Here is a 16,580-nt window from a genome sequence, read left to right as displayed (position 1 = left end):
AATAACAGAAAAAAAGAATATCTAAAACAAAAATTAATAGATTTATAAACAAGAAACACTCTTTAGCAAGTTGTCCTGATTAGTTTGAAGACATACAAAATACGGAATAAAAAAGCAAGGAGTTTATATAAAACTTTAGAGTTTGGTCCCCTTCGGCCCGAACTCTAAAGTGAGCTCAGTGACACAGTTTACTTTAGACTACCTAGATTTCTGCATCTAGCAAAATAGGCCTACATTTACTTTTCCCAAATAACACTCAGCGCAGAGTTTTTATAAGGTATACAGTGCTCAAAAAACTTTCTATTTGTATTCCAGCTTGGAACTTTATCAAACCAATCTATAGCCCATACTTCTTCAGTCCTAAATAAAGAAGAATGATTAAGCCCTCTAAAATACTCACCTACTACGGTATTTACAGGAACATTTGGCCAGCCTAATATGGAATAAAATGGGAAATTAGCACTACACTTTCTCCATTTTACTGACCCATTCTCTGAATATACAACCATAATTGGATGATTTCCTACTTCGGTGAAACGTAAAGCGCAAGCGGAAAAACTGACATTAAACTTTTTAGCCAACTCTTGAATTAATGTTGCATCAAAATGCCTTCTTAAAACTTGCCTTTCAAATCTCTCTTTAGGCATTAATAAGCATGAAGCAAAATAATCTGCTTCACGTTCTATTACATTATTCTTATTTTTATCATTAAGGTAAGAGGGATGTGCGTGCAGAAGTCCTAATTGAAGCCCAATTCTATGACTATCCAGAATATAATGGCCTAATTCGTGAGCTAAAGTGAATCTCCCTCTCCCATTCTCAGAAAAATTTTTGTTATCAGTATTTATGTGAATAGAAAAATATCCATCTGAATACAAAGTCATCCCATCAAACTCGTTGACCCCGTACGAATCGTAGTGTAGATCTAATTCTTCTGCTGAAATAATCGACTCTAAAGGAGTAATAATTCCTTCAAAATTCAATGCGATAGCCTCCGCTAGTCTACTTATTTTTGCAGGTAAATTATTCTTTATCACCAGAACCTTTCTTATGATTGGCTTTCAATTTTTCTTCAGCTTCCTTAGATATCCCTTTTGCCCCCTTCCTTGCAACCATTCTTAGTTTGGCTATCTCATCTTCATCAACTTGCTTAGGCATTAATTTGACATTGTCAAACTTGCATAAGGTTCCGTTGAAAATATCTTCTATATTAATTTTTGCATTAGAAAGTTTAAAATCATAATTATTATAAAGTAAATCAAATCTACGCAAATGCATCTCATTTAATGGATACAAGTAACCTGTAGAACATAACCAATCGTCGATCATGTCTTCACTTAATTTTCCTTTGAGCTTTTTATCAATTGCCATTTAATGATTTTATATAGTTTTTAACTTGATCTGTTGCGACCTTTTTATAAACTCCTACTGAACTCTGAGCTAAATTAAATCTTTCTCTAAGCATTTTGCTTACTGCGCGAGGAATATTTTTATATCCCTTTATTTCATAAGCTTTATATGTCAAAAATATTATTCGATGGCTTTCACTTAATCCGCCCAAAGCCTTTTCCAAAATCTCAGCCATTATTTTAATATCTTTTTTCACTTCTATCCCATCGCCCGCTGAAAACCGAATCAAGGTATCTATATCCTCCATAATACATAAATCCTCCGGATCTGGCTCGGCACACCTTTGACTTTCATAGTATTTTATCATCTCATTATAAACAATTTTATACAACCAAAGCTCTATAGCCTTATTGATATCTTTCAATTTTGCCTTCTCCTTTTTGAAAGAGTGATATTTCCAAACACGAGCAAAAGTACAGTTAGCAATATCCAAAGCAACGACTGAGTTAAAACTAAATTTTAAACAATAGATCTCAGCCTTTTCCAAAACTTTACGCTCAAATCTCGAACAAAATTCAATAAATGCTCGTTGCGCATCTTCCTCATATTCTTCTTTCCAAGAAATATAATCTAAAAGCTCTTCGCTTGGAAATGCACTATAGTCGACTTCATACTTTTTACTTTTTATCCCCATAAGTATACTAAAAGCGTTAATAATGGAATTGGTATATAAGTGAGTTACTCCATAACAAATATATAAAATAAAAAGTAACGGAATTAGTATATAAGAAAAGGCCAATCCCTTAAGCCTAAAATTAAGGGAAAAAGATAACACATTTATATATATGGCTACTAATCCACCAAATGACAATGCAAGAAATGGAGCTGTCCGTGAGCGCTCGCAGACCTACAATCCAAAAACGGACTCTTGGATAAAACGAGATGCAAATACAGGAAAATTCATGGATATGAAAACTTCTAATAATAAACCATTTAAAGGTGTCCGCAAAGAAAAATAGAGTCTAGTAATAGGACTAAAACAAGGAAGGGGTGAAATGCCCCTTATTTTTTAAATAAAACTTAAAGCTTATGGCAGAATTTACAACAGCAGCAGTGGCACTACTAAAACCACTAATTACAAAAGGCGCATCGATTGCCTGGGAGAACCGCAATCACTTAACGTCTTTCTTCAAAACGAAGTACGGTAAATACAAAGATCAAGATATTAGATTCTCAATGAGTGGTCTATACAAAATTCAGATTCCAGATAGTAACGACTATCTACTCGTCTTCAACAGAAGAATAGAAAATCAGCTTCAACCTGTGGGAGGCGCTTACAAACGCTTTGGTGATGATAGCCTTTTCAATAAATGGGGTTACAAACCTGACAACAAGAAAAACGGATTGGATGTTGATGAGAAGAGCTTCTCTGACTTACGTTTTACAGTGAAAGGTCGGCATGTAATAGATGTATTAAACTGGTTCGACAAGGGACAAGAGCGAGAAACCGATCCGCGTAGAGAGTTCATAGAGGAATTGCTTGATACGGAAATACTTGATAGGAAGATCTTTCAACATATCAACCAAAAACATATCAGGCGGTACTCTAAAAATCTTTCATGGAGCGATTACTTCAATTGTTACGAAATTCTTGTTTTTGACATTTTTGAGCTATTACCAAACGACGACCAAAAAAGAGCACTTATTGAAATCGCTAAACAGCCTCTGGACTTATCTAATGGATATGCAGTGGTAAGCTGTGATGATATAGAACAATTACGACTGATGCAGAACGGTAAGCAGATTGCTCGGATAGGTCAACACACTAAATTATTAATCAACAAAACATTTTAACATGCTAGATATATTTAACAATTATGTTCTTCAACGAGAAGAACTTTTGGCTAGAATAGCACAGGAACTACAATTGGATAAAACACGGATAGAACGAATGGAATCGGCATATAACGCTGTTGCAGAGCTTTTGAGAAATGATAAAAATTTCTTTGACGGATTAGTTATTGAGGTATATGCACAAGGTTCTAAAAGAATTGGCGCAACTGTACGACCGATTAACAATTCTGATTTTGATTTGGATGTAGTACTGCATATTTTCGATCCATACTACCGACATTCTCCACAAGAAATCTATAATGCACTTGTAAAAGCATTAGAAAAAGATGGATATTACAAAACAATCCTAGAAAAGAAGAAACGCTGCGTAAGACTTAATTACAAAAGTGACTTTCATATGGATATCTTGCCTGCATGTATGCCAGACATGTCGGAAAAGGAAATGATTAAGATACCTGAAAAAGCGCTCTTCAACTGGTCATCAGGAAATCCTAAAGGATTTTCAAGTTGGTTTTTAAATATTGCGAATTCCGTAAAAGAACCTTTATTGGGCCGGTATTCTGATGTTTTAATGAAAGCTCAGGTAGAAACTGAAAGGCTACCTGAAGAAGCATATTTAAAAACACCATTACAACGGGTTGTTCAACTTCTTAAAAGATACCGTGATATTTATTTTGAGAGAAAAGATTATCCAGTATCCAGTATTGTAATCACAACTTTAGCAGCTCAGTTTTATTCTGCCGAAAACTCCATATTTGAAGCTATGGATAATATAGTACAGAATATAAAAAATGGATATTTAGATTCTATACGACATAATAGAAAATTCAAAGTATTAAACCCCGTAAATCTAGAGGAAGACTTTACCGATTCTTGGACAAACGAACATTATAAAAGTTTTTTCAGCTTTATTGAAGACTTCCATAAAAGATGGCAAAATTTAAAAAATTCATTTGAAACCAGCAAAGATGATTATATCAAGTTATTTGGTGAAGGTGTATATAAAAAGACACTTAACGAACAATTCAAAAACTTTGCGCATTCAACTAATAACTCCGTAGCAAAATCCTCTGGATTAATAGCTGCAAGTATTGCATTTACTTCACCAAGTGGAAATATAAACTCAACTAATGGATATAAAAATGGGAATCATCACAACTTTGGCGGGAAATACTAAGCAAGAACATCAAAAAGATTGGTATACTTTCTTGTATATACAGAAACATTTTGTAGAAAAACATTTTAGCTGGTTAAAGCTCGTTTTGGATAAAAAGAACAAACAACTCATTGGTACAGGCACATTGCAGATAGGGGGTAAATCTTATAAGATCTTGCTCTCCTACTCTCCATTTCAGAAGTTCAGATACGACAGAATCTATATACGAGGTGATACCATCAAATATCATGACGACATACATCTCTATTACGATAACTCGTTATGCTTATATCATCCTCTAATTGACAAATTACCTGGTAAAAACATATCGCTCTGCGAAATGATCCCTTGGATCAGTGAATGGATTATTCACCATAATCAATGGAAGAAATATGGAGTGTGGTTAGGTAAAGAGATTAAGCATTAAGGCTTAATCTCTTTACCTAACTAATGAAATTTATTTTTAACGCTAGAATAATATCATCTAATAAATCATGGAACATCTTACACCAATCATCACAGCTGCTTTACCTATCTTTATATATTGGGCAAATAGTTTCATTAAATCAAAAAATATTTCTAATCAAATTGACCGGTTAAAAAGTGAAATAGAATTTAACAAAGGTTTCAACGATGAATTATGCAGTACACTAAGCCATATATATTGTGCAAAAATATTTCAACAACAATTTGGGTTTGAAGTCGTACCTTCTCGTGTAAATGCATATTTGCAATGTTTTAATACCTGCGATGTGAGCACTAAAACTTTCAAATATTTATATAAGAAACTGTATTTAAAATTCGATAAAGCAAGTCAAAAGGTGAATATTATAGTAACAAAAACTGACAAATACGTAGTTACACTCATCAGTTTTGCAATAATTTACATACTTGTGTTTTCGATAATTATACTATACTTTTTCTTAGACACAAATAATATTTTGGCAAGCGCTGATGAGGTATTGACCATTAGAATAGTTTTGATAATTGCCTATATAATTTCTAGTTATTTTGCTATTAAATTATTCGTAAATGATATTATTCCTTACTTCCAGGCTCGAAGTATTATCAAAAATTTAGCTCAAAATAAAGGATTATCATAATTTTAGAGTTTGATCAAGTAGTAAGACTGAACTTTTGTACTGAAATTAGCCAAATGGGTCCTATAATTCGTTTAAATTAAGTATATTTACTTAAACCAATTTTATGCCATGATTGCCAATCATAAAGAAAATTTGCAAAATAGATATGCAAATAATGTACAATCCACACCAATTTATATTGATGATGCCGAAAGTGGTAGAAAGGGTTATTACTGTATGGGATGTACTAGAGAAATGGAAGCCGTAAAAACTAAGATAGTTGATCGTGCCTCCTATTTTCGACATTATGTCAAAAAAAACAGTCCTAAAAATAGGTGTACATATTCGGATAAAACATATCGCCATAAATTGGCCAAGGAAAACCTTCTGACCAATAAAAGGATAAAAGTACCAGCTGTATATAAATACTCAAATAATGACTCTGATCCTGCAATTTTCATTAAACCAGCTAAGATAATTGAGGCACAAACCGTACATGCTAAACTGAGCTTTTATGAGGACGAATCAGGTAATATTAAATGGACAAAAGCTACCGATATTGATACAGAATATCTTTTGTACAAACCAGACATCACCTTTTTTGATAAAACGGATACACCTATCCTTTTCATAGATATAACTACTAGTCATAAACCTGATAAGGATAAACTAGTAAGTTTATTAAGGTTAGGAATTGATGCCGTATCCGTAATAATACCCAAGGCATCACCTGCCGAAATTGATCAAGTTTTTGAACACAGTCAAAACACAAAATGGTTATATAATAAAGATGAAATCAACACCGAATATATTCGAGTTCCCAATGGAAATACAAAGGGAATATCACATATTGATAAAGAGCAAAGACAGCTTTTTGCAGAGTCTAACCGCTGTAGAAAGGCACAGATTAATAACCTTATACGAGCAATTGGAAAGGTCTTGGAATCTCAACCGTACAGAGATACTGAATCAAAATTTGAATCAGAAATATCAAGAGTTGAGAAAAACACAGAAGAATTACAAGACCGACTTTTCAACGAGGAAGCTTCGCTTAGAGAAAAGCTTTCAACAAAACTTGAAGGAGAAACAAGAGCAGTTGACGATGAAATCGACGAAATTCAAAGTCGATACGCAAATTTGGAAGAAAGATATATTAGAAAAAGAGAGGACCTTGAAGGGAATGGAACAGAACTTCTCGGATCTATTAGAAATCTACAATATGAAATCAGGTCAATCTCAGGAAGCCCAGAAGAAAGAGAGATTAATCATAGAAAAGAAGCTGACGATATTGAACGAAAAATCGGAGATATTGAAATCAATATTGATGGAGTCATCGCAGATAGAGAAGCTTCAAAACGAAGCTATGACGAGCATATCAGACAAGAGAAAGATAAAATTAGAAAAGACGAAGAGTGTCGAGAAGGAATACCAGAAAGCTCAAGACGAAGAATCCTTGAAATGGTCGACAAATATCGAAAAGAAGAGGTCAAAATTGTTGACAATATTAAAAGAAGTGAGTCAACTAGAGAGGGATTTGCAGAGCAGTCTAAAAGAGAAGAAGATGAGCTTAGAGAGGAGTTTGAAACTATCGATAAATCATCAGCTAAAGCCATTGAAAATGCAAATTTTGGAGAAAATCCCTACCTGTCCGAACAATATGAAGCAATGCTTTCTGCAGAACGACTCGTCAGCGATTATATCGTATACCACAGCCCTTTTACGAGACTTACCAAAATTAAAGAGTTCATTAACTCAGGTGTGTTCAAGAATTGGGTATAGTCAAGAAAAAATCGAAGAAGCTTTTGATAGGTACGTACAATAAGGAAATTAATAAAATGATTCCCTGTTTTCAAAAACAAAACATAAACTGATTTAGTAAAAATGTTTTTAAAAATCATAATGTAGATTTAATTAATAAAACTATCTTGAATCTTTGAAATACTGACCCTATTAGCTTTAAATATAGATTATTAAACAAATTTTCGATACATAAGGTAATTGTATTTCACAAAACAAAATCTTAAATTTATTAATCAAACACTATCTTAATATTCTAAGCCTGGTGTCCCATTTTTTTAAAGATATACAAATCGAAATCATTTCTTGAAATATGAGAAAAGCCAATAACCAAATTATCTATTCAGCTACAGATCTGTCTAATCACATTCACTGTAAAAATTTAACCAATCTCAATCTTGATGTCATTAATGGTCTTTTGGAAAAACCTAATTATAGTAATCGGTCTCTGGATCTGCTTAGAGAGCGTGGATTATCGTTTGAAGAAGAATATCTTGAATCATTAAAAAAAGAAGGTTATCATATTTTCAAAGTGAATCTAGAAAGTGATCATCCCTTACAGCAAACATTAGAAGCTATGAAGGAAGGATATGATTTTATTTATCAAGCTAGATTAAGTAATGAAAAATGGCAAGGATGGGCTGATTTCCTACGAAAAGTAAAACAACCAAGTAATTTGGGAGACTGGTCGTATGAAGTTATTGACACCAAATTAACTACTAATACCCGTTCGGGAAGCATTATACAAATTACGTTGTATTCGGAATTACTTGGCGACATTCAAGGTATTATGCCTGAACACATGACCATTAAAAATCCTGAAGAAGAACATAATTATCGGGTAAATGATTACAATGCTTATCTCCGTTTGATAAAAAAAAGACTTGAAAGCGCAGTTGCTGTACCTCAAGAAACTTATCCTGAACCTTGCATGCATTGTAATGTCTGTAATTGGTGGGAGCATTGTAATAAAATTAGAAGAAACGATGATCACTTAGGCTTTATTGCAGGTATGGGAACTTCTCAAATTAAAGAAATGAGAAAACAAGGCGTTAATACATTAGAAGCAATGTCTACTGTATCGCTACCAATTCCATTTACTCCTACTAAAGGCTCTAAAGAAACATTCAAAAAACTTAGAGAACAAGCCAGAATTCAAAATGAAAGCAGAACAGAAAATAGACCAAAATATGAATTACTCGAATTACAAAATAATTCTGGTTTAGCAAATCTACCAACTCCTACCGAAGGAGATATCTATTTAGATTTTGAGGGTGACCCTCTTATAGATCCCAATGGATTAGAGTATTTGTTCGGATGGGTATTTCAAAATACCTATTATTCTATTTGGGTTAATAATGAAGAAGATGAAAAAAATGCTTTTTGCCAATTCGTAGACTTCGTATTTGAACAAAAAGAACGCTTTCCTGACTTACATATCTATCATTTTTCTCCTTATGAAAACGTTGCTTTAAAAAGGTTAATGAGTAAATATGCCGTTAAAGAAAATGAAATAGACACTTTACTTAGAAGTGCTGTTTTAATAGATCTGCATCGAATTTTACGTCAATCTATACGAGCAGGCGTAGAAAAATACTCCTTGAAAGATCTTGAACCCTATCATGGCTATATAAGAGAAATGGATTTAAGAACCGTTTCTAAAATAAAAGCTGATTATGAATTTTTATTAGAATCAGGAAATCTTAAACATATTACAGAAAATATGACGAACGCTATTCGTCTTTATAATCAAGATGACTGTTTTTCTACGTTAAACTTACATCAATGGTTAGAACGAGAAAGAGCCCTACTCATTGATAATGGTTATGAAATACTAAGACCCATTGTTGAAGTAAAAGAGCCTGAATCTGTAACCCAACATTTAGAAAGAATAACCCCTATCATTAATTATCTACTAACAGATATACCGGCAGACATTACAGTAAGATCTAAAGAACAACAAGCAAAATATTTACTTGCTCATTTACTTGATTGGTACAGAAGAGAAGAAAAATCGTTTTGGTGGGAATATTTTCGGTTATTAGCTTTAGAACTTGATGAACTATTAGATGAGAAAGACGCTATTGCTATGTTGGACTATACCGGAGAACGGGAACAAGTCAAAAGAAGTTTTATCGATACCTATACCTTTCCTTTACAAGAATTAGACCTTAAAGCGGGTGTTAAAGTAAACGATATTAACAAAATAAGCATTGGAGAAATAGTTGAAATTAATGAACAAAATCAAATGTTTAGAGTAAAGAAAACTGCAAAAGCATTAGATGTTCATCCTGACTGTATTATCAAATTTGAGAAAATATCAAATGCGGCAAAGGCTGAAAATATTATTCAATTTGGAGAATGGATTGTAGAAAATGGTTTTGATTCTGGCTCGAATGACTACCGAGTAACGCGAGATATTCTACTGAACCGCTCTCCTCGATTGCTTCAAAAATTACCTGACATCAACGATACTGTCGAAAAAGGTAAACAATGGGCTTTAAACCTCGATAACAGTATCTTGCCTATCCAGGGTCCTCCAGGAGCTGGAAAAAGCTATACCGCTAGTCATATCATATTTGACCTAATCCAAAAAGGTAAAAAAGTTGGGATTACGGCTTTAAGCCATAAGGTAATTATGAATTTACTGGAAAAAGTAAAGGAAGTTGCTGATGAACATCAATTTGATTTAAAAGCATTATACAAAGGTGCGGTAGAACACGATGACGATAAATTCTGGAATTTCGCAAAAGACAACAACGTCATTATCTCTGAACTATCTAACTATCCTTTAATTGCGGGTACGAGCTTTATGTGGTGTAAAGAAGAATTGAAAGACTCATTAGACTACCTGTTCATTGACGAAGCAGGACAATTTGCATTAATCGAAACACTTGTTGTTTCTCATGCTGCTAAAAATATTGTTTTCTTAGGAGATCATCAGCAACTTAGTCAACCGATTAAGGGCGTACATCCTGACGGAACAGATGTTTCCGCACTTGAACATTTATTAGAAGGAGAAAAAACAATTTCGGAGGATAAAGGTCTGTTTCTTGAAACTACCTGGAGAATGCATCCTGAAATCTGTGATTTTGATTCTGAAATGTTTTATGAATCAAGATTACAAAGTAAACAAGAACTAAAAAACCAATCGATAAAAGGTAATACTGAATTTATAGGAGCAGGACTCTTTTATAAGGCGGTGCCCCATGAAGGTAATACCAATAGTTCTTTGGAAGAAGTAACATGCATTAAAAATATAGTAGAAGAATTAACAAAAGGTGATGTTTATTGGACTGACAAAAATAGCGAAGATCACGTTTTAGAAAATAAACATATTAAAATTATAACGCCCTATAATAGCAATGTCCATGAATTACAAAAAGTGATTCCCGAAATAGAAATAGGGACAGTAGATAAATTCCAAGGGCAGGAAGCACCAATCGTCATCTACAGTGTAGCAAGTTCATCTACGGAAGATGCACCAAGAGGAATGGACTTCTTATATAGTCCTAATAGATTTAATGTAGCTGTATCTCGAGCACAAATTGCTTTTATTTTAGTGAGTAATCCGCTTATCTTTGAAGCTGATTGTAAATCCCCCAGTGAAATGAAACTTGCTAATCCATATTGTCGATATATAGAATTATCAAAGATGAAATAAAAGCCCAAAAAAGTGAAGCTAAGTGCTTCCCTTTTAATTTAAATGGTATAAATCCTATGCTTACTTCGTACATTTTTATCCGCAACAACTTTTTATATTTGCTTTTTTCATAAATTTAGAAAACAATAAAAACATGCTGCGCAATTTAATGCAAAGTTGAAAGTTTTGAGTTTTCTAATCCGCCACTATCTCCAAGCTAAAAAATCACTATGAACCAACATGTTATGACGCACACTTCACAACGTCCAAGCTAAAACGACCGACGAATAATATACTAGTCAATAGAAATGAAGCATTAGACTAAAAAATTTAACTGACAATAATTTATTTCATTAAAAATCCAAGATTCTTCCGAATATAACCGTGTTCTTAATCCGTTTAATTATTTATGTGGATGATTACAGTTGTAATCAATTTGCCATTTTGAGAAAAAGTTGTTAATATGTACAATCCAAGTAAAGAACGAACTAGAGATCAAAATTATTGGATCGACTGCCAGTTAAATAAGTGAAACGATGTGTGTCAATCCCACAACTAAAAATCAGTTTAAGAATCAATTTAGCTCGATCTTACTAAATCAGAGAAATCGTTCTAAATTTTCAACTATTTTATCAGCTCATCTTCAACGTAGAAGACGGACTGACAAATTTAGCTAAGCTGTTCACAGGACTACCTCATTACTTCAAATACAGAGGTACTTTTGGGTCTGGACATATAATTCATAGTTATTGTTCCTAGTAGATTTCAGTTCATTAATCTTGTTAAAAAATCTTCAGCCTCCGTAACTGTTAAATCCATTTGAGATAGTGCAGCCTGTAATTGACTATTCATTTCGTCAGCAGTAAAACGTTCATCTTTGGTCAAGTAATTGTTTTCAAACAGATAATCTTCAAGTTCTAGTATTTTTGCTTGATTAAACCTAGAAATCTCACCTTTTTTTAATGATTCAATTAATAGCTCTGGCTTATAGTTGAGCTCTTTTAATTTAGTGCTAACTGGACTTATAAATGTGTTAGACACTTTACCTGAGTCAAGCAAAACCTCATTATCAATAGGTTTAGATCGCCCTTTTTGATATAGTTCTTGATAACAATACAACAATTCAACTTTACAACTAATCCGTCCCAATATAGGTTCTTGGAGATTATCAATTTTACCCTTATGCCTTAAAAAGCTTCTTAGTTGCCCATAGTATTGAATACCACGCAGTAAACAATTATGCAATAACTCATTATCTTCAATTAAGTAAGATAGATGAAGTTGATCTGGTCTATTCTTAAACAAATCATACAATGGTGGACTTAATAGCGTATGGTATTCTTCAATGGAATTGATGCTAGGAGAAGGAAGATTAGGAATAGATCTCAAAGGAATTTCTCTTTTTTCATCTAGGTGGTAACTTACTTGAGCATTACTCTGACCTTTTAAAATAATTATTTTCCCATTAATCTCTGGATTTCTATCTATATATTCGTTCCATTTCTTTAACTCATCTGTTTGGGCTGTGAAATAAAATACTTGTCTTCCTTCTTTACTAATCTCTATCAAAGCTTCAATAATCTGCTTCGCACGAAGATCATCACTATTTGCTAATACTTCGTCAGCTAAAATAGGCAATTTAATTCCCACTTCTTGACTTTCAATAAATGCTAGACGGACAGCAATTAATAATTGAATTCGGGTGCCTGAAGATAAATGATCAAGCGATAGACCATGATTTAACACAGTATCTCTCGCTTTAAAGCTACCTCCTCCATGATCATCTAGTATTAGTTCATAATGGCCATGGGTAATTTTATTAAATAATTCATTTGCTCGGTTAAATACCTTTGATTTACTATGCTCTTGCGTTCTTCTTTTCAAGCAATTGACAATCAAATCTCCTGTGATAGAGCGAATGGTACTAAGATAATTATGTTCTAAATCATCGAGTGCAGATTCCTTTTCTGTCAACGCTATTTCGAGCTCATGTCCACTCCTCTCTTTGTTAATATCTGCTTCTATCCTTGCTATTTCAGCAATCAAGTCGTCAGTCTGATCGGATAAGTTTGAGAAGTTTTCTTTAAATTGTTCGGCTTGGTCAATTTGTAATGTTGGGAGTTCTTCTTTTACATTGTTATACAAAGGATGATTTTGCATCTGCAACTCCTTTTCTATTAAACGACGCTTAGCATGATCAAACTCCTTTACCCATTGATCATAAGATTCTTTTTTAGACAGTAAATCGCGCAACTCAGCTTTCATATCTGTTTCCAAACTCAGCGAACTGTAAATCGATTGAATTTCATTTTCATAATTTGCTTTGATATCTTTAAGGCTGCTTTCACGATCATTTAGATTTCCGCAATCTCTTAAGAGTCCGGTACGTTTATTTTCATTCTCAGCCATGTTTTTTAAAATCGCTTTTGCAGAAGCTGCATCTGAGACAGTAGCAATCTGAACTCTCATTAATATTGCGTTAATACAACTTATCGTTTCTAGACGGTTTTTGTCTTCTTCTTCATAGGAAAGTCTATTACCGCGTAATTCATTGTCGTGCTTTTGCCACTGTTGTAGATCTTTCAAAAACCAATAAAGACCAGAATAGGACTCAATATTTTCAACGATCAATTCCGGAATCGTAGTGAGCTTCTTAACCCAAGCTGCACGCTTACTTTCTAAAGTATCTAACTCCGGCTGGATGCGCTCTACTTGATCAGTTAACTCAGCTATGCTGCGTTTAATTTCTTTCTGCCGCTTAGCCTCTTGGAGCTCCTGATGAAGCTCTTCTAATCGCTTTGACACATCTTCTTCCTTCCAACTAGACGGTTCGGGTAGACCCGTTTTCTTGAAATCACCAACCCGAGTTTCTCTAAAAGAATCGGTTGTCACATCCCGTCCTTTTACTATAACATATACGAGCATGAGTACCAGTCCACAAAATCCTATCCAGCCAAAGAAATAGGTTAACAAAACGGTTATTAAACCCAATATCAATAATATCCATAAAGTTTGTTGTGAGGATGCCGATGGTCTTGTATCTTTCTCAAACCAATTTAAAAGAAAACGAATTCCAGTATGCAGATTTTCCTCAGTATGATTCTGTTCTTGTTTCTCTTTATTTAAGCGCTGAATTTTATCTTCAAAAACCCGTTTTCTGCTTAATAAAGAATGAGCCCCTTCAAAAAAAACGTCTAAGTCACGAATATTTTGTAAATCTAAAGCAGCTAAGGCTTCACGCTGTAGTGTGGGGAAAAGTTGACTAAGCACTACTGTTGTTTCCTCTTCATTCTTCTTTATTGCGCAACGTTTACTTACTAAGTTTTGCTCTAAGCTTATCAGTTTCTCAATATATTCGCGCAGTTCGTCGAGAAGAGTCCCACTATATCCTCCCTCTGGCAACTGTAGAATCATTAATTCATCCTGTTTACTCTTTCTTTCTCGCTGAATTACAATAATCTTTTGATTGGTTTCTTCATTATCGGTTTCTAATTTTAAAAGTAGTACATCTTCATTTCCTTTCAATAAAACCATTTGTTCAGGGTAGGAGTTTTTTTCTATCTCTAGGCTTTCATACCTCTTTTTAGCGTGAAGATAATCGATGACGTAGGTATAGAATTGTTGAGACTTGGATGCACTTTTGGCTTCATCGTATTTTCCTTTTAATGTATTGAGCCTTTTTTCCTCTTTTTGTAGTTCCTTTTGCTTACTTTCAATTGAAGCGACATGTTTACGTTTGCTTTCAAAATTTTTAAATTCTGTAAGGCCAAGATTAGGAGTACTACCTTTAAACCCTAAACTGTTCTTTGCTTTATTAAGATCATACCCACCTATTGCTTCTCGGAATATCTCCTGCGCTAAATTTTTATCATCTTCTTTTATTAGTTCATGAAGTGCTAAAAAATAGCGTTTAGATTCATCATAAGCAGGAAGAGATGTCAGGCTATCATCCACTCCCCCACATTGACAAAGATAATGGCCATTATCAATTTTTATATCCCATTTTTCATCATTTATTAAGAGTCTGCTCTCAACATGAATTCTTTGTATATTTTGCTTCCAAAGTATATCTTGAATTATTCGGGCAGTAGAACTTTTGCCGGAAGCATTCGGTCCAGCGATCACATTAATATGGCTTGATAAAGATACGATAGGCTTCATCCCCAAAGGAAAGCCTGGCATTTTAAAAATGGAAAGTTCTTGAATTATTAGTGCGGGTCTCTTCATATTAATTAGATTTATGTTGATTCAATAATTCTCCGAGCAAGCGGTTGCATTCAGCTTTTAATGCGATACGTGCAGTTTCTGTCGTATTGTTAAGTTGCCTTCCTGCTGAAAGAGGAAGATAGGCACCTACTCGATTTGCATGCTCAACTTTTACTACCCATTCTTTTATTAAATCATCAAGAAACAAATCAGTCCGATTTTCTTCAATAGCCAAAATCGTATTTGCTAATATTCCTGCTGGAGAAGATTGTTGCGCCAACTGATTTAAGTCAATAACTTCAGGACTTATATGCATTTCTACTCGTCGAACACTGATCATCGTACCAGTTTCTAACTTGTCACTATGCTCTATAACGGTACTTTTCCAGGACTCAATCTCATTGACAAGACTACTTTTTCCAGTGAGTCTCAATTGATAAACCAAAGAAAGTACCTCTTCCAGCTCAGTTATCATTCTTTCCGCATCTTCTTTTAAACCATAAATTATTTTGTTGCGAAAAGCATCTACGTTTTCAACTCCACTTACATCAATTGATATATTTTTATAACGTACTGGTGACATTCCGATGTGTTCAATAGTTAGTGGCTGATCGGCACTTACAGTAATCAAGAGCGGACCATGTACAGCAGGTTCTTTTGCACTTAATGCCTGAGGTGACCCTGTATACCAAACAAGTGGATGCTCCGCTAACTGCTGAGGCTTATGTATATGACCCATTAGCCATAGTGAAATATCAGTATTCCTTAATTCGTCTAGGCGTACAGGCCCGTAATGACTATTGCTGGAGTCTAAGTCGCCATGAAGAAGACCAATAGTTTGGTGATTAGGGTCTAAAATAACAGAATCCCATGAAAGCATTGGACTTTTTGTAACGAACCTTCTCGCAAAAGACCATCCAACAAATTGAATAGTATGTCCATTCTTGCTAAACTTCGAGGCTTCCCATTTTTCATCTTGGCCTAACAAATGTACATGTTGGTTGTTTCCCGTTGTAATAATTTGAGGTAATACGTCAAAATCATGATTGCCTGAAACTACATAAATTGTCACATTATGCTTTCCTAAAGTATCGAACGCTTCCTGCAAAGGCCCATAAGCTTCAAAAAAACGATTATCCCAATCTATAATGTCTCCACAAAGTAAAAGAACATCTATATTCTTTTCAATACAATATTTCACTATTTTATTCAATGTGAAACTCGTAGATGCATGATCACCATCAACGTCAGAAGAGCGTTTACCAAGATGTAAATCTGCAGTTGCTAAAATTTTAATATTCTTGTCCATTTTACATTAATAAAAGTGCACTTGCATTATACATGGAGTGCACGGTAATACAACCTTTTGCCCAATACACATCTGAGCTTATAAAAAATGATCGTCCTCAATTTTTTGATGCCTTTAAAAGGCTAAAATAAAGGTAGCTTAACAAGCTATATTATGCTGTTCTAAATAATACTTTAAATTTAT

General features: G+C 33.9%; 12 protein-coding genes. 7 read left to right on the top strand and 5 right to left on the bottom strand.

The features are described 5' to 3' along the window. Positions 1-236: 236 nt before the first annotated feature. Genes EDF66_RS24580 through EDF66_RS24570 form a run of 3 tightly spaced genes read right to left on the bottom strand, consistent with a single transcriptional unit; the run spans position 237 to position 2,044 of the window. The gene (locus EDF66_RS24580; protein WP_207898762.1) at positions 237-1,037 is read right to left on the bottom strand and encodes an ImmA/IrrE family metallo-endopeptidase; all 801 of its coding nucleotides are present in this window, start codon (positions 1,035-1,037) and stop codon (positions 237-239) included. Next, positions 1,024-1,371 carry a hypothetical protein gene (locus EDF66_RS24575; protein WP_132845815.1) on the bottom strand — a complete coding sequence of 116 codons (348 nt, stop codon included), beginning with the start codon at positions 1,369-1,371 and terminating at the stop codon, positions 1,024-1,026. Before EDF66_RS24575 ends, EDF66_RS24580 begins: the two co-directional genes overlap by 14 nt. Beyond that, positions 1,361-2,044 carry an RNA polymerase sigma factor gene (locus EDF66_RS24570; protein ID WP_132845813.1) on the bottom strand — a complete coding sequence of 228 codons (684 nt, stop codon included), beginning with the start codon at positions 2,042-2,044 and terminating at the stop codon, positions 1,361-1,363. Before EDF66_RS24570 ends, EDF66_RS24575 begins: the two co-directional genes overlap by 11 nt. Before the next feature lie 151 nt (positions 2,045-2,195). On the opposite strand from EDF66_RS24570, the gene EDF66_RS26195 reads away from it, so the two are divergent. The 7 genes from EDF66_RS26195 (at position 2,196) to EDF66_RS24540 (ending at position 10,903) form a co-directional block, all read left to right on the top strand. After that, on the top strand, positions 2,196-2,369 hold the full coding sequence (locus tag EDF66_RS26195; protein ID WP_165902518.1) for a hypothetical protein: 174 nt from the start codon (positions 2,196-2,198) through the stop codon (positions 2,367-2,369). 94 nt (positions 2,370-2,463) lie between these two features. Further along, positions 2,464-3,204, top strand: coding sequence for an HU-CCDC81 and SPOR domain-containing protein (locus tag EDF66_RS24565; protein WP_132845812.1), 741 nt, complete (start codon positions 2,464-2,466; stop codon positions 3,202-3,204). Between the two features lies 1 nt (position 3,205). After that, positions 3,206-4,381 carry a nucleotidyltransferase gene (locus tag EDF66_RS24560; RefSeq protein WP_132845810.1) on the top strand — a complete coding sequence of 392 codons (1,176 nt, stop codon included), beginning with the start codon at positions 3,206-3,208 and terminating at the stop codon, positions 4,379-4,381. Further along, a complete protein-coding gene (locus EDF66_RS24555; RefSeq protein ID WP_165902517.1) occupies positions 4,347-4,787 on the top strand; it encodes a hypothetical protein in 441 nt (146 codons plus the stop codon). Before EDF66_RS24560 ends, EDF66_RS24555 begins: the two co-directional genes overlap by 35 nt. 67 nt (positions 4,788-4,854) lie before the next feature. Further along, positions 4,855-5,463 carry a hypothetical protein gene (locus tag EDF66_RS24550; protein ID WP_132845807.1) on the top strand — a complete coding sequence of 203 codons (609 nt, stop codon included), beginning with the start codon at positions 4,855-4,857 and terminating at the stop codon, positions 5,461-5,463. 108 nt (positions 5,464-5,571) lie between these two features. After that, the gene (locus EDF66_RS24545) at positions 5,572-7,221 is read left to right on the top strand and encodes a hypothetical protein (protein WP_132845806.1); all 1,650 of its coding nucleotides are present in this window, start codon (positions 5,572-5,574) and stop codon (positions 7,219-7,221) included. 331 nt (positions 7,222-7,552) lie between these two features. Continuing rightward, a complete protein-coding gene (locus tag EDF66_RS24540) occupies positions 7,553-10,903 on the top strand; it encodes a TM0106 family RecB-like putative nuclease (protein WP_132845804.1) in 3,351 nt (1,116 codons plus the stop codon). Positions 10,904-11,647: 744 nt separating this feature from the next. Here the strand turns inward: EDF66_RS24540 and EDF66_RS24535 are convergent. Further along, positions 11,648-15,109, bottom strand: coding sequence for an ATP-binding protein (locus tag EDF66_RS24535; protein ID WP_132845803.1), 3,462 nt, complete (start codon positions 15,107-15,109; stop codon positions 11,648-11,650). Position 15,110: 1 nt separating this feature from the next. Further along, positions 15,111-16,397, bottom strand: coding sequence for an exonuclease SbcCD subunit D (locus EDF66_RS24530; RefSeq protein ID WP_132845801.1), 1,287 nt, complete (start codon positions 16,395-16,397; stop codon positions 15,111-15,113). Between the last annotated feature and the right edge of the window lie 183 nt (positions 16,398-16,580).

The sequence above is a fragment of the Sphingobacterium sp. JUb20 genome, assembly GCF_004342035.1.
Taxonomy (GTDB): Bacteria; Bacteroidota; Bacteroidia; order Sphingobacteriales; family Sphingobacteriaceae; genus Sphingobacterium; species Sphingobacterium anhuiense.
This window is presented reverse-complemented; position numbering and strand designations above follow the sequence as displayed.

Coding starts and splice junctions, on each gene's coding strand:
- EDF66_RS24545 (WP_132845806.1), top strand. CDS start 5,572: ATGATTGCCAATCATAAAGAAAATTTGCAAAATAGATATGCAAATAAT.
- EDF66_RS24530 (WP_132845801.1), bottom strand. CDS start 16,397: ATGGACAAGAATATTAAAATTTTAGCAACTGCAGATTTACATCTTGGT.
- EDF66_RS24550 (WP_132845807.1), top strand. CDS start 4,855: ATGGAACATCTTACACCAATCATCACAGCTGCTTTACCTATCTTTATA.
- EDF66_RS24575 (WP_132845815.1), bottom strand. CDS start 1,371: ATGGCAATTGATAAAAAGCTCAAAGGAAAATTAAGTGAAGACATGATC.
- EDF66_RS24540 (WP_132845804.1), top strand. CDS start 7,553: ATGAGAAAAGCCAATAACCAAATTATCTATTCAGCTACAGATCTGTCT.
- EDF66_RS24560 (WP_132845810.1), top strand. CDS start 3,206: ATGCTAGATATATTTAACAATTATGTTCTTCAACGAGAAGAACTTTTG.
- EDF66_RS24570 (WP_132845813.1), bottom strand. CDS start 2,044: ATGGGGATAAAAAGTAAAAAGTATGAAGTCGACTATAGTGCATTTCCA.
- EDF66_RS26195 (WP_165902518.1), top strand. CDS start 2,196: ATGGCTACTAATCCACCAAATGACAATGCAAGAAATGGAGCTGTCCGT.
- EDF66_RS24535 (WP_132845803.1), bottom strand. CDS start 15,109: ATGAAGAGACCCGCACTAATAATTCAAGAACTTTCCATTTTTAAAATG.
- EDF66_RS24555 (WP_165902517.1), top strand. CDS start 4,347: ATGGGAATCATCACAACTTTGGCGGGAAATACTAAGCAAGAACATCAA.